This is a genomic window from Amycolatopsis sp. NBC_00355 (genome assembly GCF_036104975.1).
Taxonomy (GTDB): Bacteria; Actinomycetota; Actinomycetes; order Mycobacteriales; family Pseudonocardiaceae; genus Amycolatopsis.
Window position 1 is genome coordinate 6563985 of record NZ_CP107982.1, and the last position, 26311, is coordinate 6590295.

Genomic DNA, 26311 nt, shown 5'->3' on the forward strand with positions numbered 1-26311 from the left:
TCGGTGAGGGGGCCTTCACGGGCTTTTGCGGACTAGCGGCGCTTGGGGCGCCAGACCACCATCGCGGTCTGCTGGTTCAGCGGGACGAGGTCCCGGCGGTAGGAGGCGTGCGCCGCCGCCGCAGCCTGTTCCCCGGCCGCGTACGCCGCCGCCAGTTCCTCCGTGAGCTCCGTCAGGCGGGCCCGCAGCGCGTCGACCTGGTTCTCCAGCTCGATGATGCGCTTGATGCCGGCCAGGTTCACGCCGTCTTCCTGCGACAGCCGCTGGACCTCGCGCAGCAGCGCGATGTCCCGCATCGAGTAGCGGCGCCCGCCACCGGAGGTGCGGCCCGGCGACACCAGGCCCTGCCGGTCGTAGGTGCGCAACGTCTGCGCGTGCATCCCGGCCAGCTGGGCCGCCACCGAGATGACGAACACCGGGGTTTCTTCGTCCCCCTCCGGGGGAATCCCGCCGAACATCCCACTCACCTGCCTTCGAGCAGCTCAGTGATCTCCGGCCGGGGGTCGTGCCCGGCCATCGCCTCGGCGTACGACTGCAGAGCTTCGCGCGCCTTGTCGTCCAGTTTGGCGGGAATCGCCGCCTGGAGGGTGACGAGCAGATCACCTTGCGAACCGTCGCGCTTCGCGATGCCCTTGCCGCGCACCCGCAGCACCCGCCCGCTCGCGGTGCCCGGCGGCACCTTGAGCGAGACCTTGCCCTCGAGCGTCGGCACCGTGATCGTGGTGCCGAGCGTGAGTTCGGTGAAGTCCACCGGCACGGCGATCGTCAGGTCGAGCGCCTTGCGCCCGAACAGCGCGTGCGGCGCGACGTGCACCCGGACGTACAGATCGCCCGCCTGCGCGCCACCCCGGCCCGGCTCGCCCTGACCGGCCAGCCGGATGCGCTGGTCGTCGTCGACGCCCGGCGGGATCCGGACGGTCAGCGTGCGGGTCCGCGTGCTGATGCCTTCGCCGCCGCACTCCGGGCACGGGTCGTCGATGATCTGCCCGCGGCCGCGGCAGTCGCGGCACGGCTCCGAGAACGCGAACGCCCCCTGGCTCCGGCTGACCAGACCCGACCCGCTGCAGGTCGGACAGGTCCGCGGCGACGTCCCCGGCTTCGCGCCGTTGCCGCCGCACGTCGAGCAGGTCGCCGGGCTCGACAACCGCAGCGGCAGGGTCGCGCCCTTGACCGCCTCGGTGAAGTCGATCCGGACGTCCGTCTCGACGTCGGCGCCGCGCTGCGGCCGGTTGGCCGTCGCGCCCGCCGTCGTCCGGCCGCGGCCGAAGAGCCCGCCGAGGATGTCGCCGAGCCCGCCGAAGCCCTGCTGCTGGCCCGCACCCGCGCCGGCCTGGCCGAAGATGTCGCCCACGTCGAAGCTGCCGGAACCGCCGCCGCCACCGGGGAAGTTGAAGCCACCCCCGCTGCCGCCGAACAGGCGCCGCGCTTCGTCGTACTCCTTGCGCTTGCTCGCGTCGGAGAGCACGCCGTAGGCCTCGGAGACCGCCTTGAACCGCTGCTCCGCCTCGGCGTTGCCGGCGTTCGCGTCCGGGTGGTTCTCCTTGGCCAGCTTGCGGTAGGCCTTCTTGATCTCGTCCGCCGTGGCGTCGGAGGAGACGCCCAGTTCCCGGTAGAAGTCCTTACCGATCCATTCCCGAGCACTCATCGGGCGCCTCCTCCTTCCGCTGGAACCGGATACTGCTTACTGCTGCTGCGCATCGGGCGCGCCGTCGAGTGGCAGCTCGCCACCGACCGGCGGGTCCACCGGGGCCGCACCGGGCTCGTGGTCGGTCACGCCGACCAGCGCCGCCCGCAGCACGCGGTCGCCGAAGCGGTAGCCGCGGCGCATGACCACGGTGACCGTCGGGCCCGCCACGTCCGGCGAGGTGTTGTGCTGCACGGCCTCGTGCACGCTCGGGTCGAAGGGCTCGCCCTCGCTGCCGAACGACTCGAGCCCCGCGCGCTGCAGGCCGCTGATCAGCTTGTCGCCGACGGCCTTGAACGCCCCGGTGAGGTCACCGTGCTGGTCGGCCCGCTCGAGGTCGTCGAGCAGCGGCAGCAGGTCGTTCACCACCGTCGCCTTCGCGCCGATCACGACCGCTTCGCGGTCACGCTCGACGCGCTTGCGGTAGTTGGCGTACTCCGCCTGCAGCCGCTGGAGGTCGGCGGTGCGCTCGGAGAGCTCCTTCTCGACGCCGGGGACCACGGCCACCGAATCGTCCACAATGGACTCGCCGAGCGAGGGGCCCGCGTGCTCCACGGGCGCCTCGGGCTCCGGCGCGGCGTGGGCCGGACCGGGCGGGCGAACCTGCCCGGTCTGCGGGTCCACGCGGCGCCGATCACGCACGACCACCGGCTCCTCGGGGCCGCGGCCCTGGTTCTCGGATTCGTCGTAGCTGTGGGTCACTTCTTCTCGTCCTCTTCGACGATCTCGGCGTCCACCACGTCGTCGGCCTTGTCGCCGGCCGCACCGGTCGCGCCGGCGTCACCGGCCGCGCCCGAGGCGCCGGCCGCACCGGCGGCGGCGTCGGCGTTCGCGTTGGCGTACAGGGCGGTGCCCAGCTCCTGCGAAGCGGTGTTCAGCTTCTCGATCGACTCGCGGATCTTCGCGGAATCGGTGCCCTTCAGGGCTTCGTTCGACTCGTCGATCGCGGACTTGACCTTGCCCTTGAGCTCGTCGGGCAGCTTGTCGTCGTTGTCCTTGAGGAACTTCTCGGTCTGGTAGACCAGCGTCTCCGCCTGGTTGCGGGTCTCGGCCTCTTCGCGACGGGTCTTGTCCTCCTCGGCGTGCGCCTCGGCGTCCTTGACCATCCGCTCGATGTCGTCCTTCGGCAGCGCGGAGCCACCGGTGATCGTCATCGACTGCTCCTTGTTCGTGCCCAGGTCCTTCGCCAGGACGTGCACGATGCCGTTCGCGTCGATGTCGAAGGTGACCTCGATCTGCGGCACGCCACGCGGGGCCGGCGGGAGACCGGTCAGCTCGAACATGCCGAGCTTCTTGTTGTGCGCGGCGATCTCGCGCTCACCCTGGAACACCTGGATCTGCACCGACGGCTGGTTGTCGTCCGCGGTGGAGAAGATCTCCGAGCGCTTGGTCGGGATCGTGGTGTTGCGCTCGATGAGCTTGGTGAACACGCCACCCTTGGTCTCGATGCCCAGCGACAGCGGGGTCACGTCCAGCAGCAGGACGTCCTTGACCTCACCCTTGAGCACACCGGCCTGCAGCGCCGCGCCGACCGCGACGACCTCGTCCGGGTTCACGCCCTTGTTCGGCTCGCGGCCGCCGGTCAGCTCCTTGACCAGGTCCGACACGGCCGGCATCCGGGTGGAACCACCGACGAGCACGACGTGGTCGATGTCGCCGACGGCGATGCCGGCGTCGCGGATCACGTTGTTGAACGGGTTGCGGGTGCGCTCGAGCAGGTCCGAGGTGATCTTCTGGAACTCGGCGCGGGAGAGCTGCTCGTCGAGGAACAGCGGGTTCTTGTCCGAGTCCACGGTGATGTAGGGCAGGTTGATGCCGGCCGAGTTCGAGCTGGACAGCTCGATCTTCGCCTTCTCCGCGGCCTCACGGATGCGCTGCAGCGCCATCTTGTCCTTGGTGAGGTCGATGCCGTTCGTGGCCTTGAACTTGTCGACCAGCCACTTGACGATGCGCTCGTCCCAGTCGTCGCCACCGAGGTGGTTGTCACCGGAGGTCGCGCGGACCTCGACGACGCCCTCGCCGATCTCCAGCAGCGAGACGTCGAACGTGCCGCCACCGAGGTCGAAGACCAGGATGGTCTGTTCCTTCTCGCCCTTGTCCAGGCCGTACGCCAGCGCGGCGGCGGTCGGCTCGTTGACGATGCGGAGCACGTTCAGGCCGGCGATCTGCCCGGCTTCCTTGGTGGCCTGCCGCTGCGCGTCCTCGAAGTACGCGGGGACGGTGATCACCGCGTCGGTGATCGTCTCGCCCAGGTACGCCTCGGCGTCGCGCTTGAGCTTCATCAGCACACGCGCGCTGATCTCCTGCGACGTGTAGTTCTTGCCGTCGATCTCGGTCTTCCAGTCGGTACCGATGTGCCGCTTCACGGACCGGATGGTCCGGTCGACGTTCGTGACCGCCTGGTTCTTCGCCGGCTGACCGGTCAGCACTTCGCCGTTCTTGGCGAAGGCGACGATCGACGGGGTGGTCCGGGAGCCTTCCGAGTTGGCGATGACCGTCGGCTCGCCGCCCTCCAGGACGGCGACGACCGAGTTGGTCGTGCCGAGGTCGATGCCGACCGCTCGCGCCATGGTGCTTCCTCCTGTGTAAACCTGCTTGGTTCGTGACCTGCACATTCGTCCTCGCCTTGAGCGAGGTACTGGCAAGTTCTATCGGGCCTTTGCGCGACTCGTCAAGTCGGACTTGAGTCGACTGCGCTCAACCTCTACATGCAGCCTAACGAGCCGTTCGGCCGTCTTGTTCCCGGCCTGCCCTACGGACTTGACCTCGACCGGGTGTGAGGCCGCTCACCACGCAGGTGACCTGGGATGACGGGCGTGCCGAACGGCACGGCGTCGCGAGACCGGCGCACGGGGTCGAGGCGAGGGCGACGCTCGTGGCCGCCCGGCACCGCCTCGCCGAGACAGCCGGACGGCACCGCCGTCCGCCGTTCAAACACCGCGCCGAGCACCTATGCGCGAGCACCGGGACCCGCGGGCCCACGTCCACGAAGGAGGCCGGCTCGGGGCCGCCGAGGCCGCGAGGCCCACCTCGGTCAACCCGGAGCCGGCGATGTCCGGCGAGCCGCGGCGATCCGGCGCATGTCCATGATCTGTTCCTCCCCTGCACGCCGGCTTTCGGCGTGCCCCCTTCCTAACAGCGGCCCCCGACAATTCAGGAGCGGCGGCCGGTCCAGGACGAGAAGAAGAAATCCGGAGTTTCTTGCAGCACAACGGTTTCCGCGGCGGTACCCGACCACGAAGTCACCCGATAGTGGGAATCCACCGCGACCGGCACCCCCTGCGCCGGCGTCTCGGCGTTCTCGCCGCGGGTGAACCCCACGACCCCGAACATCGCGACGGCCCCCAGCAGCGCGGCCGCCAGCACGCGCCGTTCGATCTTGCCCATGAAAGTTTTCCCCTGTGTGTATGGAGAAGCGTCAGGCCGCGCGGACCGTGACGCTGCCGCTGTCGGTGGTGAGGTCGAGCGTGTGCGCGGCGGACCCGTCGGTCGGGACGTCGATCTCGCGGTGCCCGCTGTCGCTGTCGCCCTGGACGCGGTACGGGCCGCCCGGCACGGTCAGCTCGACGCTGCCGCTGTCGGCGTGCACCTTGACGTCGTTCGCCTGCGCCAGCGTGAACTCGACGCGGCCGCTTTCGGCGCCGACGTCGACCGGGCCGCGAACGCCGTCGCCGGTCACGCTGCCGGAATCGCTCTGCACCGTCACCGCGCCGACGTCGTGCAGGTCGATGGACCCGCTGCTGAGGTGGAGCTGCACCGCGCCGGAGACGTCCTCGACGCGGGCGCTCCCGGAGTCGGCCTGGACGTCGACGCTCGCCACGCCGGCGATGTCCAGCCCGCCCGAGTCGACCTTGCCGGTGACCGGCACCCCGGCCGGCACGACGACCTCGAAGTCGACCGAGCAGTTGTTCCCGCAGTCGCCGAGCACGAGCTGGTCGCCGTCGACGCGGTAGAAGGTGTCGCCCGGGTTGCCGCGCCAGTGGTAGTTGATCTCCTGGTGCACGGTCGACGGCCCGGTGCCGGTGCGGATCTTCACGTCACCCGAGTCGCCGTCGAGCTTCACGCTGCGAATGGTCTGCGCAAGCGTGTTGTCGTTCTGGAAGTCCGATCCCCAGCCCCAGCCGAAGGCGGTCGCCAGGCCGACGCCGATCAGTGCGATGCCACCCAGAGCCAGAAGCGGGCGCGCCATGGTCTTTGGTCCCCTCAGTGAAGTTTCCCTCTGCCCGGAAAACGTTAGGACCGGGGCACCACCCAGTACATGGGGGTAACCCCCCGAAGAACCCTGAGATCCGTCCCTGACACGCGGGGTCGCGCTCCGGGGCCTAACCTGGCGGACGTCTCCAGTTCCGTGATCAGGAGGATCCATGCCGCAGCAACCCGGCCCGTACGAATCCCTGCCCGACGTGCCGTCCTTCACCCTCCGCAGCACCGACGTCGCCGACGGCGAAACCCTGGCGACGCCCCACTTGTCCGGCATCTTCGGCGCCGGCGGCGAGGACCGCTCGCCGCAGCTGTCGTGGGAGGGCTTCCCGGCGGAGACAAAGAGCTTCGTCGTGACCTGCTACGACCCGGACGCGCCCACGGGCAGCGGCTTCTGGCACTGGGCCGTGTTCAACCTGCCGGCGTCGGTGACGGAGCTGGCCTCGGGCGCGGGCGACGGCTCGGGTCTCCCCGAAGGCGCGGTGACGCTCAAGGGCGACGGCGGGGTCAAGCAGTACCTCGGCGCCGCGCCCCCGCCCGGGCACGGCCCGCACCGCTACTACTTCGCGGTGCACGCGCTCGACGTCGACAAGCTGGAGATCGGCGAGGACTCGACACCGGCGTTCCTCGGCTTCAACATGTTCGGCCACACGCTGGCCCGCGCGGTGCTCACGCCGGTCTACGAGAACAAGGGCTGACGGCGCCGGATCGGGGTATCGGCAACGACACCCCGGTCCCACCCCGGCCGAAGCCCGTCAGCGCAACGACTCCGCGTTGACGCCTTCGCGCTCCAGGTAACGGCCCTTCGTGTGCTCACCGAAGCCGAACTGCCGGTACAGCCCGTGGGCGTCGGCGGTGTGCAGCATCCAGCGGAAGCCGGCGCCGGGCCCGTTGTCGATCATCTCGCGCACGATCTCCTTGCCGACGCCGGTGCCACGCGCGGAGTCCACGACGAACACGTCGGCCAGGTAGGCGGACGAAACGCCGTCGGAGAACGCCCGCGCGAAGCCGACCATTTCCCCGCCGCGGTAGGCGCCGACGACCCGCCACGAGCCTTCGACGGCCGCCTCGACCTGCACGCGGGTGCGCCAGCGGCCCCAGTACGCCTCGGTGGAGAGGAACTTCCACACCACCTCGAGGTCCAGCCGCGCCCGGTCGTCGTCGAGTTCGTAGTCGCCGAATGTCCGCATGATCGGCAAGCTACCCAGGAAAACGGCTCAGCCCCACTGATATTTCAGGAACTTCCCGTCCATGGTGACGACCACGCGCTCGCCGCCCGGGTCTTCCCGCCGCGAGACGTCGAGCTTGAAGTTGATCGCGCTCATGATCCCGTCGCCGAACTGCTCGTGGATCAGCTCCTTGATCGTCGGCCCGTAGACCTGCAGGACCTCGTAGAAGCGGTAGATCGTCGGGTCGGTCGGCACCACGTCGTCGAGCGCGCCGCGGGTCGGCTGCAGGCGCAACGCAGCCTCGGCGTCGGCGTCCAGCTCCAGGACCTGCGCGGCCTTCGCGGCGATCTCCGCGGGCACCGGGTGCTGGCCGAGCAGCGCGGACGTCGTCCAGGCGAGCGGCGCGTCCAGGGTTTCGGCGAGGTGGGCCCAGCTGAGGCCGAGCCGGACTTTCGCGGCGAGAACGGCTTCCGCGGCTTCTTGCTTGGTCGTCATGGGCCGACGCTAGATCAACGAGGTTTCAGCAGGTAGGCGACAACCGGGCGAAGTTCGTCGGCGGACGGCGGCTCGTCGTCGATCAGGCCCTGGATCAGCAGCCCGTCGATCCCGGCGAGGAACACCCGGAACGCCACTTCGTCGTCGTGCCGGACCATCGACGTCAGGACGTCCAGCCAGCGCCGCGCGGCCGGGCGCAGCTCGGGCTTGCGCGCGGCGAGCAGGTACAGCTCGTACTCCGCCATCGTGCGGCCGCGACGCGGGCCGAGCGCTTCCGCCAGCAGGCCGGCGACCTCGTCGGCGCCGCGGCTGCCGCGCGAGCGGGCGCGGTCGATCATCCAGTAGACCTCGGTCGCCATGTCGCGGGCGCACGAGATGAGCGTCGCGACCAGCAGGTCGTCCAGCGACGAGAAGTGGTAGGTCGTGGACGTCGTGGGCACGCCGGCCTCGGTGGCGACCGTGCGGTGGGTGACGCCCGCGACGCCGTCGCGCTCGATCACCCGCAGCGTCGCCTCGATGAGCTCCGCGCGGCGCTTCTCGCCGCGGACTTTCCGGCCGTCGACCTGCAGTTTCACGTGGACGCACTCCCGATCTCGATCAGCACCACGCCGCCGATCACCAGCGCCAGCCCGGCGATCATGGCCGCGTTGACCGGTTCCTTGAGGAACACGACGCCGACGATGGCGACCAGTGCGACGCCGGCGGCGGCCCAGATCGCGTACGCGACGCCGATCGGCAGCCCCTTCTTCAGGACGTACGACAGCGCGACGAACGCGACGGCGTACCCGAGCACCACGATGATCGACGGGCCGAGCTTCGAGAAGCCCTCGGAGAGCTTCAGCGAGACCGTCGCGGAGACCTCGGCGGCGATCGCCAGCGCGAGGAGAAGGTACGCACCCATAGGGTGAAAACTACCTGGACGATCGTCCCGAAACAAAGAGCGACGTACACCACATCGGTGGGACTTAGCCCCACTCAACGGGTTACTCATCAGTAAGGAAGGTTAGTCTCCCGGCACCACCACTGATCCATCCGGACGAAAGGCACCCGAACGATGGGCGCTCTGCAACTGACGCTCGGCGGGATCTCCGTCCTGCTCGGCCTCGTCGCCTGGGGCATGTTCGCCGCGACGATCGCCCGCTTCGTGCGGGTCATCCGCCTCGGACAGCCCGACGCGACCCGCAACGGCCCCTTCATGCCGCGCATGAAGACGCTGATCAAGGAGTTCGCGGCCCACACCCGGATGAACCGGAAGCGCAGTGTCGGACCGGCCCACTGGCTGGTCATGTGGGGCTTCCTGCTCGGCTCGCTCGCCCTGTTCGAGGCCTACGGCGAGGTGTTCGTCCCGACCTGGGGCTGGCCGGTCCTCGACGACTTCCCGCCGTTCCAGCTGCTCATGGAGCTGCTCGGGCTCGGCACGATCGTGGGCATCCTGGTGCTGATGGCGATCCGCCAGCGCAACCACCCGCGCCGCGCCGACCGCCAGTCGCGCTTCCAGGGCTCCAACTTCAAGTGGGCCTACTTCATCGAGGCCGTCGTCCTCATCGAAGGCATCGGCATCATCGGCGTCCGCGCCGCGAAGGCCGCGCTCGGCGCGCACGAGACGCCGACCTGGGCCGCCTTCGTCTCGAACCCGCTCGGCGAGCTGCTGCCGGCCAGCCCGAACCTGGTCACGGTCTTCGCGTTCGTCAAGCTGATGAGCGCCACGGTCTGGCTGATCGTCGTCGCCCGCACGATGACCATGGGCATCGCGTGGCACCGCTTCAGCGCGTTCTTCAACATCTACTTCAAGCGCGAGCAGGACGGCGGCGTCGCCCTCGGCGCGCTCAAGCCGATGATGAGCGGCGGCAAGGTCCTCGACCTCGAGGAAGCCGACCCGGACGAGGACACCTTCGGCGTCGGCAAGATCGAGGACTTCAGCTGGAAGGGCTGGCTGGACTTCTCGACGTGCACCGAGTGCGGCCGTTGCCAGGAGCAGTGCCCCGCGTGGAACACCGGCAAGCCGCTGTCGCCGAAGCTGCTCATCACGCAGCTGCGTGACCACGCCTACGCGAAGGCGCCGTACCTGCTGGCCGGTGGAAAGCGCGACATGGCCGGTGACGAGGTCGGTTTGTCCGGCGACAACATGTACGCGGGCATCGACGTCCTCGCGATCGCCGAGTCGCAAAAAGCTCTAATCGGCGGCGATGGTGCTACCGGTGGCGTCATCGACCCCGACGTCCTCTGGTCCTGCACCAGCTGCGGCGCCTGCGTCGAGCAGTGCCCGGTGGACATCGAGCACGTCGACCACATCGTCGACATGCGCCGCTACCAGGTGATGATCGAGTCGTCGTTCCCCAGCGAGCTGAACGGCATGTTCAAGAACCTGGAGAACAAGGGCAACCCGTGGGGCCAGAACGCCAAGGACCGGCTGGCCTGGACCGAGGACCTGGACTTCGAGGTCCCGGTGTTCGACGGCGACATGGGCGACGCCGAGTACCTGTTCTGGGTCGGCTGCGCCGGCGCGTTCGAGGACCGCGCGAAGAAGACGACGCGCGCGGTCGCCGAGCTGCTGCACATGGCCGACGTCAAGTACAAGGTGCTCGGCTCGGAGGAGTCCTGCACCGGTGACCCGGCGCGGCGCGCGGGCAACGAGTTCCTCTTCCAGATGCTGGCGCAGCAGAACGTCGAGATCCTGAACTCGGTGTTCGAGGGCCGGGAGCGCAAGACGCGCAAGGTCGTCGTGACCTGCGCGCACTGCTTCAACACCCTCGCCAACGAGTACCCGGAGCTGGGCGGCCAGTTCGACGTCGTGCACCACACGCAGCTGCTGAACCGGCTGGTGCGGGAGAAGCAGCTGGTGCCGGTGGCGCCGGTCGCGGAGGACGTCACCTACCACGACCCGTGTTACCTCGGCCGCCACAACAAGGTCTACGACGCGCCGCGCGAGCTGGTCGGTGCGACCGGCGCGCAGCTGCGCGAGATGCCGCGGCACGGCGACAAGTCGATGTGCTGCGGCGCCGGCGGCGCGCGGATGTGGATGGAAGAGAAGATCGGCAAGCGGATCAACGTCGAGCGCGTCGACGAGGCGCTCGGCACCGCGCCGTCGAAGATCGCGACGGGCTGCCCGTTCTGCAAGGTCATGCTGAACGACGGCCTTACGGCCCGGCAGGCCGACGGCAGTGCGAGCGAGAAGGTCGAGATCGTCGACGTCGCGCAGATGCTGCTGGAGTCGGTCAAGCGCAAGCCGGAGCCGAAGCCGGTGGCCCTCGGCGCACCGTCGCTCGCGGAGACGTCCGAAGAAGCCTGACGCGCACCCGGCCCGGCCACGACGGATGTCATGGCCGGGCCGTGGTCGTTGTCGCCCTGGTCGTGGCGGCGTTCCGGTTCCGGGCGCCGGGCCCCCGCCCGGGGTCGCGTTCCCGCGGGCCGCCGGAGCGCGGCTCACCTATTGCCGGCAGGGACCGAAAACGACGATCGAGCACGGGCCGCGGCGATATTCGAACAGCCCGCGGTCATTGTCGTGTCCGTGGCACTACTCGTTGTCACGGCTCGCAGAGTTCGTACCCAGGTGAGTGTTCCGAAGGTCCACTAGCTGGGAATTCCTCAAGGCAATCGATTACCCCAATAGCGATCACGAAAATCACCGAAATGGCGGAGCAGGACGAGGACAAATCCGGGACTGTCCGCCGGACAACCGGCGTATCCTGGCCTTTCCCCGACGTCGGCGCAGCCGCCGGGATCACCTTTGACGAACGCGTAATCAGGGGGCGGCAAGGATGGGCGAGGACCGGCGGACCACCACCGGACGAGTGGGCGCACGCTTCCCGTCGGCCGGCCGGCACGCCCTCAACACCCTCCCGGACGACGCCGAAGAGCGCTTCGCGTCGCCCGACCCGTCGCCCTCGGTCGGCCGGGTCGGCGCCCGCTTCCCGTCCGTGGCGGCCGCGGACCGGATCGTGCCGGCGCCCGAGCCGTCCCCCGAACCCGAAGTCCTCGTCGAGGTCGAACTCAACGAGGCCTTCGCCGAGCCCGTCATCCCGCCCCAGGACCACGTACTCGCTTCGCGGACGCTCGTGCGCCCGTACGTCCTCACGCGCGGCCGTACGCAGTCACGGCGTCACCTCGCCATCGAGGCGATGGTCTCGACCCGGGCCGGCGTGCACTGGAACGGCGCCCGGCTGACCGGGGAGTTCCGGTCGGTGCGGACGCTGTGCCACCACCCGCGGTCGGTCGCCGAGGTCGCGGCCCGGCTCAGCGTGCCGCTCGGCGTCGCCCGGGTGCTGCTCGACGACATGGCCGAGCAGGGCCTGGTGACCATCCACGACAGCCGGGTGAGCGTCGACGGCCGGCCGGCGATCGCCCTCATGGAACGCGTGCTGCACGGCCTGCGACAGCTTTGACCATTACGCTCACCACGTGAGCGAGGAATCCGGCAACACCGGCGGCGAAAGCACCCTGACCGTTCTGCTCGCCGGTGGGGTGAACCTGGCGATCGCGATCATGAAGCTGGTCGCGGGGATCATCACCGGCTCGGGCGCGATGCTGTCCGAGGCCGCGCACTCGGTGGCCGACACGTTCACCGAGGCCCTGCTGCTGACGGCGTTGAAACGTTCCGACCGCCCGGCCGACCGCGTGCACCCCTTCGGCTACGGCAAGGAGCGCTACTTCTGGTCGCTGCTCGCCGCCGTGTCGATCTTCGCGTCGGGCTCGATGTTCGCGCTCTACGAAGGCGTCGCGACGCTCTTCGGGCACGGCGAAGCGCAGAGCACGTCGATCCTCAGCTACATCGTGCTGGCCGTGGCGTTCCTGCTCGAAGGCACGTCGTGGGTGCAGGCCGTGCGCCAGACCCGCCGGGAGTCCAAGGCCGAGAACCGGTCCTTCTGGGCCTACCTGCGCCTGATCGACGACCCGACGCCGAAGACCGTGCTGTTCGAGGACTCGGCCGCGCTGGTCGGCCTGCTGGTCGCGTTCGCCGGCATCGGGCTGCACCAGCTCACCGGCTCGGAGGTGTGGGACGGCGTCGCGTCGATCGTCATCGGCGTGCTGCTCGCCTGCGTCGCCTACCTGCTCGGGCGGACCAACCGCGGCCTGCTCATCGGCCGTCAGGCCAACCCGGAGATCGTCCGCGGCGTCCGCGACCACCTGTCGGCCGCGCCGGAGATCGAGGCCGTCGTGGACCTGCAGACCATGCTGATGGGCACCGACCAGGTCCTCGTCTGCACCCGCGTGGACTTCGACGACTCCCTGGGCGCCGCGGACCTGGAGCGCGCCTGCGTCCGGATCGCCGCCGAGCTGACGGAGTCGTTCAACGACGTCACCGAGGTGTTCATCGAGCCGGTGCCGCGGACGGATCCCGACCTGCGCGCGACCGTCCTGGCCCGCTACGGCGAGGTCGCGGAGCGGTGGAACAAACCGGCCTAGCTCAGTACCCGAAGTCCTGGACCCAGTAGTTGCCGGCCTTGGTGAAGCCGACGCCGAGTTTCGTGAGCGAGCAGTTCAGGATGTTCGCGCGGTGGCCCTCGGAGTTCATCCACGAGTCCATGACCTGCGCCGCCGACGTCTGACCCTTCGCGATGTTCTCCGCGCCCGGCTTCGAGTAGCCGGCGGTCTTGATGCGCTGGTCGAACGTGACGCCCTCGGGGTTGGTGTGGGAGAAGAAGTTCCGGGCGGACATGTCGTCGCTGTAGTCCTGCGCGGCCTTCGTGAGGTGTGATTCCTCGGCCAGCGGCTTGCAGCCCGCTTTCCCGCGCTCGTCGTTGACCAGGGAGAGGACCTGTTCGGCAACCGAGGAGGCGACGCGGGCCGCGGGCTTCGTGGTCGGCGCCGGCGCCGCGGAGGTGGACGGCGGCGGGGCCGCGGACGTCTCGGTCGGCGCAGGGGCCGCGCTGGACGTCGTCGGCGCCGCGGCCGAAGTCGTCGGCGCCGGCTGCTGTCCCCCGGAGTTCTTCTTTTGGCCGTTCAGCTCCGTGCCGCTGGCACCGCCGGACCCGCCGGGCTCGTTCGGAAGCACCAGAGCCGCGGCGGCCGCCTCGGAGGTGTTTCCTTCGGCGGTGGCCATCCAGGTGCCGGTCGCCGCGGAAAAGACGCCGAGCAGCACACTGAGTGACACCATCACCACGCGAGCACGTTCACCAATGGGGGACACGGCGCAGGAACGTATCACGGAACGATTACAGCGAGAACCCTCCTAACGAACTGTGACTCTTCGCATTGTGTCGAACACGCGATTTCGAGAACGGTTTCCGTCAGCTCCGACGCGACCTTCGGAGGCCCAGTAGCAGCAGCACACCGCATCCCAGCAGCGACAACGCCGTCAGACCCGCGGGCACCGGGTCGTAACCGGTGTTCGGCAACGGCGCCGGCTTCGGGTCCTGACCAGGGGAAACCGGCGTCGTCGTGACGCGGACCGTGGTGGATGCGCTGTCCTGCACGGGTTTCCCGGGCTGCTCGGTATCGGGCGTCCCGGTGGCCGTCGCGGTGTTGCTCAGATCACCACCGGCCGGCGCGGTCGTCGTGCACGTCCATTCCTGCCGGCCGGCGACGGGAAGCCGCGGGAATTTCCGGGCACAGGCGGGATACGCCGGATCCGTGACGTCGACGCCGACCAGGTCGACGTTCCCGGTGTTGCGCACGACGAGCGTGAAGGTCACCGTCTCACCCGGACGGATCGTCGGGTCGGCCTCCTTCTGCAGGTCGATCGCGGGTTTCGCGACCTTGGCCGGCGCGTCGTCGGTCGCCGTGACGGGTTTTCCGTTCGGATCGTCGCCGGTCGCGGTCACCGTGTTCGTGACGTCGTCCTCGCTCATCGTCACGGAACAGGAGATCGGTTTCGACGATTCTCCAGGCGCGAGAGTCCCGATCACGACCGAGCATTTCGGCGCGATCGGGTCATTCAGCGTTACTCCGGTCAGCGTAACGTCCCCGGTGTTTTTCGCGACGACCGTGAATACGGCTTCCTGTCCGGGGAGAAGCGGTTTCACCGGGCCGGTCTTCGTGACCGTGATGCCCGGGCCGATCACGTTGACGCTGGCGTCGTCCGAAGCGGTGACCGGTCGCCCGGTCGGGTCGTCGCCGGTCACCGACGCGACGTTCGTGACGTCCTCGCGGACCGCCACGGTGCACTGGCGCGTCTGCGTGCCCCCGACGTCCAGCTTCGCGACGGTGAAGGCGCACCCCGGCGTCTTGTCGTCGGTGACGGCCACAGTGGACAACGGCACGTCGCCGGTGTTGGACACCACGATCGTGTAAGTGACCTCGTCACCCGGGCGGACCTGCGCGGGCGAGACCGACTTGTCGATCTTCACCGCCGGGTGGATGACGTCGACGTCCGCCTTCGCCTCGCTGGTCACGAGGTCGCCCGTCGGCGGCGTTCCGGTCACCTTCGCGACGTTCGTGACGTCGTCGGCGGGCGCGGTCATCGTGCACGCGTAGCGCTCGACGCCCTTCGCCGGCAGCGCGCCGATGCTGCGCACGCACTCGGGGGCGATCGTGTCGGCGACGGTCACGGAGTGCAGGTCGACGTCCCCGGTGTTGGTCACCACGATGTCGAACGGCACCGAGTCGCCGGCGCGGAACGGGCCGCCGCGGACATTCTTGGTGATGCTCAAGCCCGGGTGCTGGACGACGAAGGTGGCGCTGTCGGTCGCTGTCACCGGCCGGTTCGTCGGGTCCTGACCGGTGGCCGTGGCGGTGTTGGTGAAGCCGTCTTGTCCCGCGACCGTGGTGCACGTGTAAGTCTCTTCGGCATCGGGCGCCAGGCTCGCGACGGTGTGCGCGCAGGCCGGGGTGCGGTCGTCGGCGACCATGACGTCGGTGAGCGGCACGTCGCCGGTGTTCTTCACCAGGATGGCGAAGGTGACGGTGTCGCCTTCGCGGACCTCGTACGGCGTCGCGTCCTTCATCAGCGCGAGCTGCGGGTGGATGACGTCGACCGCGGCCGTGGCGGTCGACGTCACCGGACGGCCGGTCGGGTCGGTGCCGGTGACGCTCGCGGTGTTGGTGAAGTCGTCGCTCGAGGCCTTGGTGGTGCAGGTGTAGGTCTGGACTCCGGCGAGCGCCAGGGTGTCGAACGTCTTGGCGCATTCCGGGGTCTTGTCGTCTGTGACGACCACAGTGGACAGTGGGACGTCGCCGGTGTTCGTCACGACGATGGTGAAAGTGACTTCGTCGCCTTCGCGCACTGTCTTCGGCGAAGCTTCCTTCGTGATCGTGATGGCCGGGTGGATGACGTCGACCTTCGCGGTGTCGTCGGCGTCCAGCGGCGGCCCGGTCGGCGGCTTCCCGGTCACCTCGGCCCGGTTGACGACGTCGTCCGCCGGTGCGGCCATCGTGCAGTCGTAGGTCTGCTTTTCCTTCGGTGCCAGCGTTTCGAACGTCTTGGCGCACGCCGGCGCGGTCTCGTCGGTCACGGTGACCGCGGTGAGCGGGGAGTCGCCGGTGTTCTCGACGGTGATCGTGAACGTCACCGTGTCGCCCGCGCGGAACGGCCCGCCCTTGACGTCCTTCGTGATGGCCAGCCCCGGGTGCAGCACCGTGTACGACGCGTCGTCGGTGGCCGTGACCGGGCGATCGGTCGGATCCGTGCCGTTCGCGGTGGCCGTGTTCGTGAAACTGTCGGTGCCCGCGGTTACGGTGCAGGAGTGGTGCTGTTCGGCACCGGGAGGGAGGGAGCCGATGGTCTGAGCGCACGACGGCGTCCGGCTGTCCACAACGGACACTTCGGTCAGCGGCACGTCGCCCGTGTTCTTCACGACGATCGTGAACGTCACTGTGTCGCCCTCACGGACCTGGGCGGGCGCGGCGTCCTTGGTGATGCTGATCGCCGGGTGGATCACGTCCACCGCGGCCTCGGCGGTCGACGTCACCGGGCGGTTCGTGCCGTCGGTTCCGTTGGCCGTGGCGGTATTGGTGAAGTCCGCTTCGCCGGCCACGAGCTTGCAGGTGTAGGTCTGCTTCGCCTGGGGCGCCAGCGTGCCGAGACGCTGAGCGCACTCCGGGGCGAGCCGGTCGGCCACGAAGACGTCCCGCAGCGGGCTGTCGCCGGTGTTCGTCACGGTGAGCGTGAACGTCACGGTGTCGCCCGCGCGGACGACCTTCGGGTCGGCGTCCTTGGTGATCGTGATGCCGGGGTGGATCACGTCGATTGCGGCTGTATCAATGGCGGTCACCGCCGGGCCGACCGGTGGTGTGCCGGTGACCTGCGCGGTGTTCGTGAAGTCGTCGGCCGGCGCGATGCCGGTGCAGCCGAAGCCCCACGTGGCACCGGGTTCGAGCGTGCCGTCGAAGGTTTGCGCACAACCTGCGACGAGCGCGTCCGTGACCCGGACACCGGTCAGCGGCACGTCACCGGTGTTGCGGACGGTGAGCCGGAACGGCACGGTGTCGCCTTGGCGGAAGGGCCCGCCGGTGACGTCCTTGGTGATCGTGACGGCCGGGTGCTGCACGGTGAACGAGGCGTCGTCGGACGCGGCCACGGGCCGCTTCGTCGGGTCGGTGCCAGTGGCCTTCGCGGTGTTCGTGAAGCCGGCCGCACCTGCGACGGTGGTGCAGGTGTACGTCTGCTTCGCCTGCGGCGCCAGGGTTCCGAGCGGCTTCGCGCACGGGGCGACCCGGTCGTCGGCCACGGCGACGCCGGTCAGCGGCACGTCTCCGGTGTTGGTCACGGTGATCGTCCAGGTCACGGTGTCGCCCTCGCGGACCTGCGCGGGAGCGGCGTCCTTGACGATCGCGATCGCCGGGTGGATCACGTCGACGACGGCGTCGTCGGTGACCTTCACCTCGCGGCCGAGCTGGTCCTTGCCGGTGGCGGTCGCGGTGTTCGTGAAGTCGTCGGCCGGTGCCGGGGCGGTGCAGGTGTAGCTCTGCTTCGCCTGTGGCGCCAGGGTGCCGAACGTCTTCGCGCACGCCGGGGTCCGGTCGTCCGTGACGGCGACGTCGGTCAGCGGCACGTCACCGGAGTTCGTGACGGTGATCGTGAACGTGATCTGGTCGCCGATGCGGACGGTCGTCGGCGAGGCGTCCTTCGTGATGGTCAGCGCCGGGCTGATCACCGTGACGGTCGCCTGGGCCGTGTCGGTGACCGGCTGACCGGAGCGGTCGGTGCCGGTGGCGGTGACCGTGTTCGTCGTGGTCTTCGACGGGTTCGCGGTGCAGGTGTAGGTCTGCGACGCGCCCGCGGCGAGGCGGTCGACCGTGCGCGAGCACGACGTCGTCGTGTCGTCGGTGAGCTTCACCGGGGCGAGCGGGCTGTCGCCCGTGTTCTTGACCGTGATCGTCCACGTGACGGCCTCACCGGCGTGGATCACCGGCGGGGTCGCGGTCTTCGTGACGTCGATGGCCGGGGCGATCGTCGGCGCGGGTGCGTCGGCGGTGGCCGTGACGCGCTTGCCGAGCCCGTCGACACCTTCGGCGGTGGCGGTGTTGACGCCGTCGGCGACCGGGGCCTTCGTCGTGCAGGTGAGGGTGCGGGTCTCGCCGGGCTTCAGCACGCCCGCGAGCCGTTGCGCGCACGACGGCGTCTTCGGGTCGGTCACCTGCACCGCGGTCAGGTTGGCGTCACCGGTGTTGGTGACCTTCAGCGTGAAGGTCACGGTGTCGCCGGCGCGGTAGGCGGGCTTGTCGGCGATCTTCGTGATGCCGATGGCCGGGTGGATGACGTTCACCGAGGTGGTCGCCGTGCCGTCCAGCGGATCGCCGAGCGCGCTGGTGCCGGTGGCCTTCGCGGTGTTCGTGAAGTCCTTGTCCGGCGCGGTCGTGGTGCAGGTGTAGCTGACCGTCTGCCCGCCCTTGAGCGTGCCGATGTCCTTGCTGCACGCGGGAAACGCGTCGTCGGCGACCTTCACCCCGGACGCCGGGGCGCCGCTCGGGTTGGTCACGACGATGGTGAACGTGACCGGCTCGCCCGGGTGCACCTGGGCCGGTTCCGCGCGCTTGCTGATCTGCAGTTCGGGCACCGGCGTCGAGAAAGCGAGGTTCTGGGCCAGGTAGGAGTCGCCGCTGGTGGCGAAGCCGAGCTTGGCGCTGGTCGCGCCGGCCGGGATGGTGTCGACGTTGAACGACTTGGCGTCCACGCTGAAGTTGTTCTTCACCGCGGGATCGGCGGCGCCGTCGGCGTTGGAGATGAAGAAGTTCGACGTCCCGCCGGCCGACGGTTCGGCGGCCGGTTTGTCGTTGATCAGGAACTGGTCGCCCGAGATGCCCCAGTCGCCCTCGTAGGCGGTGACGCCGACGTGCGCGTCCGCGGCGGCGGCGCGGAACCCGGTGATCGTCGTGTTCGTGGGCTTGTCGGTGCTGTTCTGCCGGACGTGCCCGTCGTAGACGAACACCTCGCGCTTGTTCGGCGCGTAGTCGGCGTTGCGTTCCGGGTAGGCGTAGACCAGGGCGACCGACCAGCCGCCCATGCAGTTGAAGCCTTTCGGCGCCCAGACGTTGCCGACGGTCAGGTCGAGCGCGGACCCGGTCGGCGCGGCGGCGAACTGCTTGGTGACGTCGGCGTAGGCGGAGTAGTACTGGCCGCCGCTGAACGTGTCGAGCGGGTCTTCCGTGTAGGCCGCGGGCGGCACGTCGACGGATTTCCCGTCGCCGATGGTGAGCCGGACGTCCTGTTTCGCCGGTGTTCCGGGCGGCACTATCGCGGCCGTGTTGTTGTTGCGCGACTGGCACATCTTCGTCGGCGACAGCACCCCCGGCGACGTCGTGTAGGCGCCGGTGTTACCCGCCCAGTTGAGCCGCGCGAAGACGATTTTCGCGCCCGGCGGAATGGTGACCGTCGCCTTCGCGGAATCGAAGGTGCCGCGGTCGGCGTCGACGTCGGCCCACTGCATGAAGAAGTTGTCGTTGACCAGGGTGTCCCGCCGGTCGGCGGTGTTCGCGCAGGTCGCCGGCGTGTTGCCGCTGCCGGTCGTCGGCGCGTTGTCGGCGTTCACCGGGCACCGCACCACGCCGTTGCCCGCGTAGAGGAAATCGCCGTAGACGACGTCGTCGTAGTTCAGCTCGAACGGCTTCACCACCGCCGCTTCGGCGAGCGGGGTGATAACCGAGGCTGCGAAAACCAGTGCCAGGACCAGCAGGAGCCGGAGTGGTTTTCTGGACAGCGACATACGAGCACTCCCGGGGGCCGAGGCGACTTTCGGAGCCTGGCACGCTCCCGTCTTTCCCGCCCTTTTTGACCCCGGTGATCACCCGCCCGGGGAATCCGTCAGCTTCACCGTCGACTCGTGGGTGATGGCCGCGGCCGCCGCGACGAACCCGATCACCGTCCGGAGCTCGTCGTCGGAATAGCCCTCGCAGAGTTCGAGCACCTTGGCGATCAGGTGGTCCCAGAGGTGCACGCTGCGCTCGATCGCGCCCGGGTCGAGCGCGATGAGGACCTTGCGCCGGTCGTCCGGGTGCGGCTCGCGGCTGACGAACCCCTTGCGCTCGAGCCGGTCGATCAACGCCGTCACGGACGCGGGCGCGAGGCCGGACAGCCGCGCCAGCTCCTTCGGCATCTGCGGGCCGAGCCGGGCGAGGTAGTCCAGCACCTTGTTCTCGACCGGCGACAGGCCGCGCGTCTCGGCGATCGCGGTGTGGAACATGACCGTCTCCGTCGACAGCTCCCGCGCCCCGAGCAGGACCTCTTCGACCAGCTTCGCTCGCTCGCTTGACACGGCCATCAGCGTAGCCCACTCTTTAGTTCGACAGAACGAATTAGTTTCTAAGAGTTTCGAGAGGACGAAGTACATGGCACGGGCACTGATCATCGGGGGCGGGATCGCGGGGACGATCACGGCCATCGCGCTGCACGAAGCCGGCCACGAACCGCTGCTGTTCGAGGCGTACGACCGCGGCGCCGAGGGCGTCGGCGCGTTCCTGACGCTGGCCGTCAACGGCCTCGACGCGCTGCTGCCGCTCGGCCTGAAAGACGTGGTCAAGAGCACCGGCTTCGACTCGCCGCGGATGTCGATCGGCCTGGGCGACGGCACGCGGCTGGCCGAGTTCCCGCTCGGCGGCACGCTGCCGGACGGCACCGTGAGCCAGACCGTGCTGCGCTCCGACCTCTACGTCGCCCTGCGCGAAGAGGCCGAGCGGCGCGGGATCCACGCCGAGTACGGCAAACGCCTGATCGGCGCGAACCAGACGTCTTCGCAGGTCAGAGCCGAGTTCTCGGACGGCTCGCACGCCGAAGGCGACCTGCTGATCGGCGCCGACGGCCTGCGCTCCCGGGTCCGCACGATCATCGATCCGGACGCGCCGTCGCCGCGGTACGTGCCGCTGCTCAACACCGGCGGGTTCGCCGAAGGCCTGACCCTGCCGGACGAGCCGGGCGTGCTGAACATGGTCTTCGGCCGGCGCCTGTTCTTCTGCCACGTCGTCAGCCCGGACGGGCGTGTCTGGTGGTTCGCGAACCCGGCCCGCAAGACCGAGCCGACCGGCTCCGAGCTGGCCGCGCTCGCCGGCGAGAAACTGCGGACCGAGCTGCTGGATCTGGTGGGCCGCGACCGGACGCCGGCCACCGAGATCATCCGCGCGACCCGCGACGTCTACCCGGCGTGGCCGACGTACGACTTCCCGACCGTCCCGACCTGGCACCGCGGCCGCATGGTGATCATCGGCGACGCGGCCCACGCGACGTCACCGGCGGCGGGCCAGGGCGCGTCGATGGCCATCGAAGACGCCGTCACGCTGGGAAAATGCCTGCGCGACGTGCCGGACGTCGAGCAGGCGCTGGCCACCTACGAGAGCCTGCGGCGCGAGCGTGTCGAAGCGGTCGTCGCCCGCGGCAAGCGCAACGGCGACGACAAGGTGATCGGCCCGGTCGGCCGGGTGCTCCGCGACTTCTTCATCAAACGCGCGTTCGCGAAGCCGCAGACCGAGGACCCGAACGCCTTCATGTGGAACCACCACATCGACTGGAACGAGAAGGTGAGTGCCTAGCGCCAGGTGTCGACGCGGTGGAAGTTCTTGTACGCCCGGCTCGGCGTCGGCCCGCGCTGGCCCTGGTAGCGGGAGCCGGCCTCGCTGGAGCCGTACGGGTGCTCGGCCGAGCTGGACAGCCGGAAGATGCACAGCTGGCCGATCTTCATGCCCGGCCAGAGCGTGATCGGCAGGTTCGCGACGTTCGACAGCTCGAGCGTGATGTGCCCGGAGAAGCCGGGGTCGATGAAGCCCGCCGTCGAGTGGGTGAGCAGCCCGAGCCGGCCGAGCGACGACTTGCCTTCGAGGCGGCCGGCGAGGTCGTCGGCCAGGGTGACGAGCTCGAACGTCGAGCCGAGCACGAACTCGCCCGGGTGCAGCACGAAGGGCTCGTCGCCCTCCTTCTCGACCATGGAGGTCAGCTCGTCCTGCTGCAGCTGCGGGTCGATGTGGGTGTACTTGCTGTTGTTGAAGACGCGGAAGAACCGGTCGAGCCGGACGTCGACGCTGGACGGCTGGACCATGCCGGGATCGAAGGGGTCGATGCCGAGCCGGCCGGCGTCGAGCTCTTTGCGGAGGTCACGGTCACTGAGCAGCACGCCGGGAAGCCTATCCGGTGGGCTGGGATATCCGGGGCTCCGCCCCGAGCAGGGGGCTCCGCCACCCGGACCCCCGAAAGCCGGTTAGGCCGCCCGCATGTGCTGCGCGTAGGTCGTGTCAGGTCCGAAGATCTTCTCCAGCCGCCTCACGTACCCGCGTCGGCCGGCCTCCCCGATCCGTTCCTGCAGGGCGGTGGCCCCGGGAATGAACCGCCGCACCGTCTCGGCGGCGAAGTTGACCCCGGCCGCGGTGACGATCACGGCCTGCGCGACGGGGTCGTTCGGCAGCTCGAGGAAGTCGGCGTTGGTCTTCCCGAGCACGAGCCGCGAGATCGAGGAGTGCACAGCGACGGAGACGTGCGAGAGCACCTTCCCGACGGCCCCGCGCCCTTCCCCGACGGCGGCGTTGGCCTCGACCAGCGCCTTCGCGAGCCGCTTGGAGTCGTCGTCCGGGATGAACTCGGTGGCCGCGAGCAGCCAGAGCAGCCGCCACGCGTCCTCTTCGTCACTGGGCAGCAGTTCGTCGTCGACGCCCATCAGCCAGCCGATGTAGCGCCAGAGGTGCAGGATGTCGCCGCGCTCGCGGGCGGAGTACCGGAGGCCGAGCAGTTGCGTCCCGAAGACGTAGACGAGCGAGAAAAGCAGGAGGGTGCCGGCGGTCTGCACCTGGTTGACGGGCCTTTCCCAGGCGGCGTAGTCCCAGTCCTCCCGCCGGTTCATGGCGGCGCGCACGTGGGCGTGCACCACCCGGATCCGCAACGCGGAGACGTACCCCTTGGCGCCGTGCTTCAGCGCGCCGGGCGTGGTGACGTCGATCCACCAGGCCGCGGTCTCGACGAGCCGCCGGGTGGCCTGGTACTCGATCTCCCCGGTCCCGACCAGCGACTTCGTGGCGCGCGAGGCGAGGTACCCGCCCATGAGCGACATGTTCCCGAGCGGAAAGAGCCCGAGCAACCCGGCCCGCGTGATGGCCTTCGCACCGCGCTCGAGCCGCTCGTCATCAACCCAGTAGGGCTTGGCCTCGACGTCGGCGAAGAAGTCCCTCAAGGGTCCGGGCGCATCGACCGCAACCTCGTCACGAAGGGCGGCTTCGAACGCTTCACGCCCCCGCCCCTTCGGCTGCTGCGCCATCCAGGCGACCACGTCATCGGCGAGCCGGTCCTCGACCTGCGCAAACTCCCGCAACCGGGCGACCTGCCGTTCGTCGCCCCGGATGTCACCCTCGATGAACAGCCGCGACGCGAGCCGGAACCCGCCCTGCCGGAACAGCTCGGGATCGTCCATATCGCCTCCGATGTCGACAACAAGTGTTGTCACTTGACGCGCCGACGTCAAGGAGGTCGAGCGAGGAGGGGTCTGGACAGGAGGATCACCACGCCGTGTATGCTGGCCACGCACTGCGGATGTAGTTCAATGGTAGAACATCAGCTTCCCAAGCTGAATACGCGGGTTCGATTCCCGTCATCCGCTCTCAGCCGAAAGCCCCGGATTTCACATCCGGGGCTTTTCGCTTTCCCGGCCCCGAATTCCGGCGTCTACTGTGGACCGATCCGCGCCCGCAGGTGGGCCGCGTGGGCGGCCGGAAGTCCGGCCTCCACCGCGAGGGACAAGGCCTCGGACGCCGCCGGGGAACCCAAGCGGTGCAACAACTCCGCCCGCGCCGCGTGCCACCACGGGTAGTCCGCCAAGCCCGGCAATCCGTCCACCAGCGCCAAAGCCGCCGCCGGACCGTCCCGTTCCGCCACCGCCGCCGCGCGGTTCAGGCGGACCACCGGCGTGTCCTGGACCGACAACAGGACGTCGTACCAGGAGATCACCGCGTCCCAGTTCGTCTCCGCGTACGTGGGCGCGAGGTCGTGACAAGCCGCGATCGCCGCCTGGATCACGTACGGGTCCGGCACCGACGGCGTCCGGCGCAGGCCTGCGCCCACCAGCGACACGCCTTCCTTGATCAGCGACGGGTCCCAGAGCGAGCGGTCCTGCGACGACAGCAACACCGGCACACCCGCGGAGACGCGGGCAGCGCGGCGGGCGTCCTGCAGCAGTACCAACGCCAGCAGGCCCAGCGCCGTCGGCTCGTCCGGCATCAGCTCGGCCAGCAAACGGGCGAGGCGCACACCTTCGGTGGCCAACGAAAGACGGCCCGTGTAGCCCTCGTTGAAGATCAAGTACACCGTCGACGCAACGCCGGCCAGCCGCGTGGGCAGCTCTTCGCAAGAAGGCACGCGGTACGGGATCTGAGCCTGAGCGATCTTCTGCTTCGCGCGCGTCAGGCGCTTCGCCAGCGTCGCTTCGGGGAGCAGCAGCGCGCGGGCCACCTCCGCCGTCGACAGGCCGCCCAGCGTCCGGAGGGCCAGCGCCACCGACGCGTCCAGGGACAGCGCCGGGTGGCAGCACGTGAAGACCAGCCTCAGCAGGTCGTCGCGGACCGCGAGGGGGTCGGGGAACGGGTCGACGGGCGGCATCGCGTCGGCCTCCTTCCCGAGGCGCTTCGCTTCGCGGCGGACGACGTCGACCGCGCGCCGGCGGGCCGCGACCAGCAGCCAGCCGCGAGGGTTGGCGGGGACGCCGTCGCGCGGCCACGTCTCGAGGGCGCGCACCACGGCGTCCTGGACCGCGTCTTCGGCCCGGTCGACGCTGCCGGTGACGCGGACCAGCGTGGCCAGTACCCGGGTGCCCTCGTCCCGGACCAGCCTCGCGATCGCGTCACCGGCGAGGGTCACTTGCCGAATTCGACGACCGGCCGGACCTCGATCGCGCCGTCCCAGGCGCCCGGGATCTGCGCCGCGACCTTGACGGCTTCGTCGAGGTCGGCGCACTCGATCAGGTAGAAGCCGGTGAGGGCTTCCTTCGTCTCGGCGTACGGGCCGTCGGTGGTGACGATGTCGCCGCCCTTGCCGCCGGTGACGCGGACGGTCGTCGCGGTCGCGGTCGGGTACAGGGCCGCGCCACCGCGGATGACGGCCTGCGCGGCCGCGCCGAACTCGTCGTAGTCCCGCATCATCCCGGTGGCCTCGGGCTGGGTCGGGTCGACGTCGGAGGCGTAGATGATGGCGGCGTACTTGGGCATGACAGCTCCTCACAGAGGTCGGCCGGCGCCGATCGCCGGCTCTCACTGTAAGGACGAACGGCGCGGACGTCTCCAGGACAACCGCGCCGGACTTTTTCTCAGCCTTCGACGAGCTCCCACTCGGCGTCCGGCGTCGCGCGGTCGTAGACCTGGCCCGGCGCGGCCTTCAGCACGGTCCGGACCTCCGGGTACAGCTTCGCGACGTGCTCCAGCTCGAGGCCCTCGACCTCGAAGTCCTCGGCTTCGGGGACCTCGAAGCCGACGAACAGCCACGTGCCGTCCTGCTCGCGCACGACCTGGCGGACCGCGCGGACCGGGCGCTCCGAGCCGGTCGGCAGCTCGGTGAGGCCGCTGCTGATCTGGGCTTCGTCGTCCGGCGAACCTTCGAACTCCCAGGCCGCGCGGCGCTGGGCGAGCAGCCGGATGTCCTCGTCCTCGTCGTCGGAGCCGGTCACCGACGAGAGGAGCCACGTGCGGTGGTCCGGGTCCCAGTCGGCGGCCATGCCCGTCGGCAGGTCCGCCAGCGCGGCCAGCTGCGGGAGCAGCTCGAGCGCCTCGCGGACCGACAGCTTGCCGAAGTTCTCGCGGTTGACCTGCACTTCTTCCGACAGCTCGGTGCCGTCGCTGATGAACCAGTCGTCTTCGTCGTCCAGGACGACGAAGCCCAGCGCGTCCGCGTCGGAAACCAGCGCCAGGGCGATGATCACCGGTGCTTCCGGATCCTGGCGCAACGGCCATTCGGTCGACATGCCCCGTATCCCACCATCGGGCGACGACGGACCGGGAGCCGGGGTCGTCCGGTCGCCGAATTCATCACACGTTGATATTATGACCGCCATGGTGCTCCCCAAGGGCCTCGCCCGGTTCAACCGCGTCGCGACCAACCGCGTCAACAAGTACGTCGTCAACTGGGCTCCCGGATTCGGCATGATCGTCCACAAGGGACGGAAGTCGGGCAAGGAGTACCGGACGCCGGTGAACGTCTTCGGCACGGCGGAGGGCTTCGTCGTCGCGCTGACCTACGGGCCGGACGCCGACTGGGTGAAGAACGTGCTGGCCGCGGGCGGCTGCACGGTCGTCACCCAGCGGAAAAACCACTCCGTGCACGGCGCCCGGCTCGTGCATGATGAGTCGCGCCAGGCCATGCCGACCCCCGTGCGGCAGTTCCTCGGCCTGCTGAATGTCCACGACTTCCTGCTGCTCAAGCGGGACTAGGGGG

24 protein-coding genes and 1 tRNA gene are annotated in these 26311 nt (G+C 69.5%); 7 read left to right on the plus strand and 18 right to left on the minus strand.

Annotation, left to right across the window (positions count from 1 at the left end; all coding sequences use genetic code 11):
• Nucleotides 1-32: 32 nt before the first annotated feature.
• The 6 genes from OHS18_RS29765 to OHS18_RS29790 all read right to left on the minus strand — a co-directional run bounded on the left by OHS18_RS29765 (nt 33) and on the right by OHS18_RS29790 (nt 5873).
• Complete coding sequence (locus OHS18_RS29765) at nt 33-458, minus strand: heat shock protein transcriptional repressor HspR (protein WP_328447068.1); 426 nt, start codon at nt 456-458, stop codon at nt 33-35.
• A 5-nt stretch (nt 459-463) separates the two neighbouring features.
• Entirely contained in the window at nt 464-1645 is a 1182-nt protein-coding gene (dnaJ, locus tag OHS18_RS29770) for a molecular chaperone DnaJ (RefSeq protein ID WP_328447066.1), read from the minus strand.
• Nucleotides 1646-1681: 36 nt separating this feature from the next.
• Nucleotides 1682-2386, minus strand: coding sequence for a nucleotide exchange factor GrpE (gene grpE, locus OHS18_RS29775; RefSeq protein ID WP_328613129.1), 705 nt, complete (start codon nt 2384-2386; stop codon nt 1682-1684).
• The gene (dnaK, locus tag OHS18_RS29780) at nt 2383-4254 is read right to left on the minus strand and encodes a molecular chaperone DnaK (RefSeq protein ID WP_328613130.1); all 1872 of its coding nucleotides are present in this window, start codon (nt 4252-4254) and stop codon (nt 2383-2385) included. Before dnaK ends, grpE begins: the two co-directional genes overlap by 4 nt.
• 583 nt (nt 4255-4837) lie before the next feature.
• Nucleotides 4838-5071, minus strand: coding sequence for a hypothetical protein (locus tag OHS18_RS29785; RefSeq protein ID WP_328613131.1), 234 nt, complete (start codon nt 5069-5071; stop codon nt 4838-4840).
• A 31-nt stretch (nt 5072-5102) separates the two neighbouring features.
• Nucleotides 5103-5873, minus strand: coding sequence for a DUF4097 family beta strand repeat-containing protein (locus tag OHS18_RS29790; RefSeq protein WP_328447058.1), 771 nt, complete (start codon nt 5871-5873; stop codon nt 5103-5105).
• Nucleotides 5874-6048: 175 nt separating this feature from the next.
• On the opposite strand from OHS18_RS29790, the gene OHS18_RS29795 reads away from it, so the two are divergent.
• Nucleotides 6049-6582, plus strand: coding sequence for a YbhB/YbcL family Raf kinase inhibitor-like protein (locus OHS18_RS29795; protein WP_328613132.1), 534 nt, complete (start codon nt 6049-6051; stop codon nt 6580-6582).
• 57 nt (nt 6583-6639) lie between these two features.
• Here OHS18_RS29795 and OHS18_RS29800 read toward each other — a convergent pair whose 3' ends face one another.
• The 4 genes from OHS18_RS29800 to OHS18_RS29815 are packed head-to-tail and all read right to left on the minus strand — an operon-like array spanning nt 6640 to nt 8449.
• Nucleotides 6640-7074: a GNAT family N-acetyltransferase gene (locus tag OHS18_RS29800; protein ID WP_328613133.1), complete on the minus strand. Its 435-nt coding sequence runs from the start codon at nt 7072-7074 to the stop codon at nt 6640-6642.
• A 27-nt stretch (nt 7075-7101) separates the two neighbouring features.
• Complete coding sequence (gene cynS, locus OHS18_RS29805) at nt 7102-7548, minus strand: cyanase (RefSeq protein WP_328613134.1); 447 nt, start codon at nt 7546-7548, stop codon at nt 7102-7104.
• A gap of 14 nt (nt 7549-7562) precedes the next feature.
• Nucleotides 7563-8123, minus strand: a complete 561-nt coding sequence (locus tag OHS18_RS29810) for a TetR/AcrR family transcriptional regulator (protein ID WP_328447046.1) — start codon at nt 8121-8123, stop codon at nt 7563-7565.
• A complete protein-coding gene (locus tag OHS18_RS29815) occupies nt 8120-8449 on the minus strand; it encodes a DMT family transporter (protein WP_328613135.1) in 330 nt (109 codons plus the stop codon). Before OHS18_RS29815 ends, OHS18_RS29810 begins: the two co-directional genes overlap by 4 nt.
• Before the next feature lie 153 nt (nt 8450-8602).
• On the opposite strand from OHS18_RS29815, the gene OHS18_RS29820 reads away from it, so the two are divergent.
• From OHS18_RS29820 to OHS18_RS29830, 3 genes are all read left to right on the plus strand, one after another.
• Nucleotides 8603-10837 (plus strand): (Fe-S)-binding protein, encoded by a 2235-nt coding sequence (locus OHS18_RS29820; protein ID WP_328613136.1) that lies wholly within the window; start codon nt 8603-8605, stop codon nt 10835-10837.
• 502 nt (nt 10838-11339) lie between these two features.
• A complete protein-coding gene (locus OHS18_RS29825; RefSeq protein ID WP_328613137.1) occupies nt 11340-11930 on the plus strand; it encodes a DUF742 domain-containing protein in 591 nt (196 codons plus the stop codon).
• A 16-nt stretch (nt 11931-11946) separates the two neighbouring features.
• Nucleotides 11947-12951 (plus strand): cation diffusion facilitator family transporter, encoded by a 1005-nt coding sequence (locus tag OHS18_RS29830; RefSeq protein ID WP_328447038.1) that lies wholly within the window; start codon nt 11947-11949, stop codon nt 12949-12951.
• A 1-nt stretch (nt 12952) separates the two neighbouring features.
• On the opposite strand, the gene OHS18_RS29835 is transcribed toward OHS18_RS29830, so the two are convergent.
• The 3 genes from OHS18_RS29835 to OHS18_RS29845 all read right to left on the minus strand — a co-directional run bounded on the left by OHS18_RS29835 (nt 12953) and on the right by OHS18_RS29845 (nt 20177).
• Entirely contained in the window at nt 12953-13648 is a 696-nt protein-coding gene (locus tag OHS18_RS29835; RefSeq protein ID WP_328613138.1) for a CAP domain-containing protein, read from the minus strand.
• A 127-nt stretch (nt 13649-13775) separates the two neighbouring features.
• Entirely contained in the window at nt 13776-19628 is a 5853-nt protein-coding gene (locus OHS18_RS29840; protein ID WP_328613139.1) for a DUF7507 domain-containing protein, read from the minus strand.
• Between the two features lie 78 nt (nt 19629-19706).
• Complete coding sequence (locus OHS18_RS29845) at nt 19707-20177, minus strand: MarR family winged helix-turn-helix transcriptional regulator (RefSeq protein WP_328447033.1); 471 nt, start codon at nt 20175-20177, stop codon at nt 19707-19709.
• A gap of 73 nt (nt 20178-20250) precedes the next feature.
• On the opposite strand from OHS18_RS29845, the gene OHS18_RS29850 reads away from it, so the two are divergent.
• Complete coding sequence (locus OHS18_RS29850; RefSeq protein WP_328613140.1) at nt 20251-21444, plus strand: FAD-dependent oxidoreductase; 1194 nt, start codon at nt 20251-20253, stop codon at nt 21442-21444.
• Here the strand turns inward: OHS18_RS29850 and dcd are convergent.
• The gene (dcd, locus tag OHS18_RS29855; protein WP_328447029.1) at nt 21441-22022 is read right to left on the minus strand and encodes a dCTP deaminase; all 582 of its coding nucleotides are present in this window, start codon (nt 22020-22022) and stop codon (nt 21441-21443) included. The genes OHS18_RS29850 and dcd overlap by 4 nt on opposite strands.
• 84 nt (nt 22023-22106) lie before the next feature.
• Nucleotides 22107-23306, minus strand: coding sequence for an oxygenase MpaB family protein (locus tag OHS18_RS29860; RefSeq protein WP_328613141.1), 1200 nt, complete (start codon nt 23304-23306; stop codon nt 22107-22109).
• Between the two features lie 115 nt (nt 23307-23421).
• Between OHS18_RS29860 and OHS18_RS29865 the strand changes: the two genes are divergently transcribed.
• Nucleotides 23422-23492, plus strand: a tRNA-Gly gene (locus OHS18_RS29865).
• Nucleotides 23493-23557: 65 nt separating this feature from the next.
• Here the strand turns inward: OHS18_RS29865 and OHS18_RS29870 are convergent.
• The 3 genes from OHS18_RS29870 to OHS18_RS29880 form a co-directional block, all read right to left on the minus strand.
• Nucleotides 23558-24745 (minus strand): RNA polymerase sigma factor, encoded by a 1188-nt coding sequence (locus OHS18_RS29870; protein WP_328613142.1) that lies wholly within the window; start codon nt 24743-24745, stop codon nt 23558-23560.
• The gene (locus OHS18_RS29875; RefSeq protein ID WP_328447023.1) at nt 24742-25092 is read right to left on the minus strand and encodes a YciI family protein; all 351 of its coding nucleotides are present in this window, start codon (nt 25090-25092) and stop codon (nt 24742-24744) included. The genes OHS18_RS29870 and OHS18_RS29875 overlap by 4 nt, the downstream gene beginning before the upstream one ends.
• 98 nt (nt 25093-25190) lie before the next feature.
• Complete coding sequence (locus OHS18_RS29880; RefSeq protein ID WP_328447022.1) at nt 25191-25841, minus strand: hypothetical protein; 651 nt, start codon at nt 25839-25841, stop codon at nt 25191-25193.
• Between the two features lie 88 nt (nt 25842-25929).
• Between OHS18_RS29880 and OHS18_RS29885 the strand changes: the two genes are divergently transcribed.
• Nucleotides 25930-26307: a nitroreductase family deazaflavin-dependent oxidoreductase gene (locus OHS18_RS29885; RefSeq protein WP_328447020.1), complete on the plus strand. Its 378-nt coding sequence runs from the start codon at nt 25930-25932 to the stop codon at nt 26305-26307.
• The last annotated feature ends 4 nt before the right edge of the window (nt 26308-26311 follow it).

Excerpts from the sequence above, each read along its gene's own strand:
- OHS18_RS29820 (WP_328613136.1), top strand. The coding sequence starts at position 8,603 with ATGGGCGCTCTGCAACTGACGCTCGGCGGGATCTCCGTCCTGCTCGGC.
- OHS18_RS29795 (WP_328613132.1), top strand. The coding sequence starts at position 6,049 with ATGCCGCAGCAACCCGGCCCGTACGAATCCCTGCCCGACGTGCCGTCC.
- OHS18_RS29800 (WP_328613133.1), bottom strand. The coding sequence starts at position 7,074 with ATGCGGACATTCGGCGACTACGAACTCGACGACGACCGGGCGCGGCTG.
- cynS (WP_328613134.1), bottom strand. The coding sequence starts at position 7,548 with ATGACGACCAAGCAAGAAGCCGCGGAAGCCGTTCTCGCCGCGAAAGTC.
- OHS18_RS29885 (WP_328447020.1), top strand. The coding sequence starts at position 25,930 with ATGGTGCTCCCCAAGGGCCTCGCCCGGTTCAACCGCGTCGCGACCAAC.
- dnaK (WP_328613130.1), bottom strand. The coding sequence starts at position 4,254 with ATGGCGCGAGCGGTCGGCATCGACCTCGGCACGACCAACTCGGTCGTC.
- OHS18_RS29875 (WP_328447023.1), bottom strand. The coding sequence starts at position 25,092 with ATGCCCAAGTACGCCGCCATCATCTACGCCTCCGACGTCGACCCGACC.
- OHS18_RS29860 (WP_328613141.1), bottom strand. The coding sequence starts at position 23,306 with ATGGACGATCCCGAGCTGTTCCGGCAGGGCGGGTTCCGGCTCGCGTCG.
- OHS18_RS29880 (WP_328447022.1), bottom strand. The coding sequence starts at position 25,841 with ATGTCGACCGAATGGCCGTTGCGCCAGGATCCGGAAGCACCGGTGATC.
- OHS18_RS29785 (WP_328613131.1), bottom strand. The coding sequence starts at position 5,071 with ATGGGCAAGATCGAACGGCGCGTGCTGGCGGCCGCGCTGCTGGGGGCC.
- OHS18_RS29840 (WP_328613139.1), bottom strand. The coding sequence starts at position 19,628 with ATGTCGCTGTCCAGAAAACCACTCCGGCTCCTGCTGGTCCTGGCACTG.
- OHS18_RS29790 (WP_328447058.1), bottom strand. The coding sequence starts at position 5,873 with ATGGCGCGCCCGCTTCTGGCTCTGGGTGGCATCGCACTGATCGGCGTC.
- OHS18_RS29815 (WP_328613135.1), bottom strand. The coding sequence starts at position 8,449 with ATGGGTGCGTACCTTCTCCTCGCGCTGGCGATCGCCGCCGAGGTCTCC.
- OHS18_RS29765 (WP_328447068.1), bottom strand. The coding sequence starts at position 458 with ATGTTCGGCGGGATTCCCCCGGAGGGGGACGAAGAAACCCCGGTGTTC.
- OHS18_RS29850 (WP_328613140.1), top strand. The coding sequence starts at position 20,251 with ATGGCACGGGCACTGATCATCGGGGGCGGGATCGCGGGGACGATCACG.
- dnaJ (WP_328447066.1), bottom strand. The coding sequence starts at position 1,645 with ATGAGTGCTCGGGAATGGATCGGTAAGGACTTCTACCGGGAACTGGGC.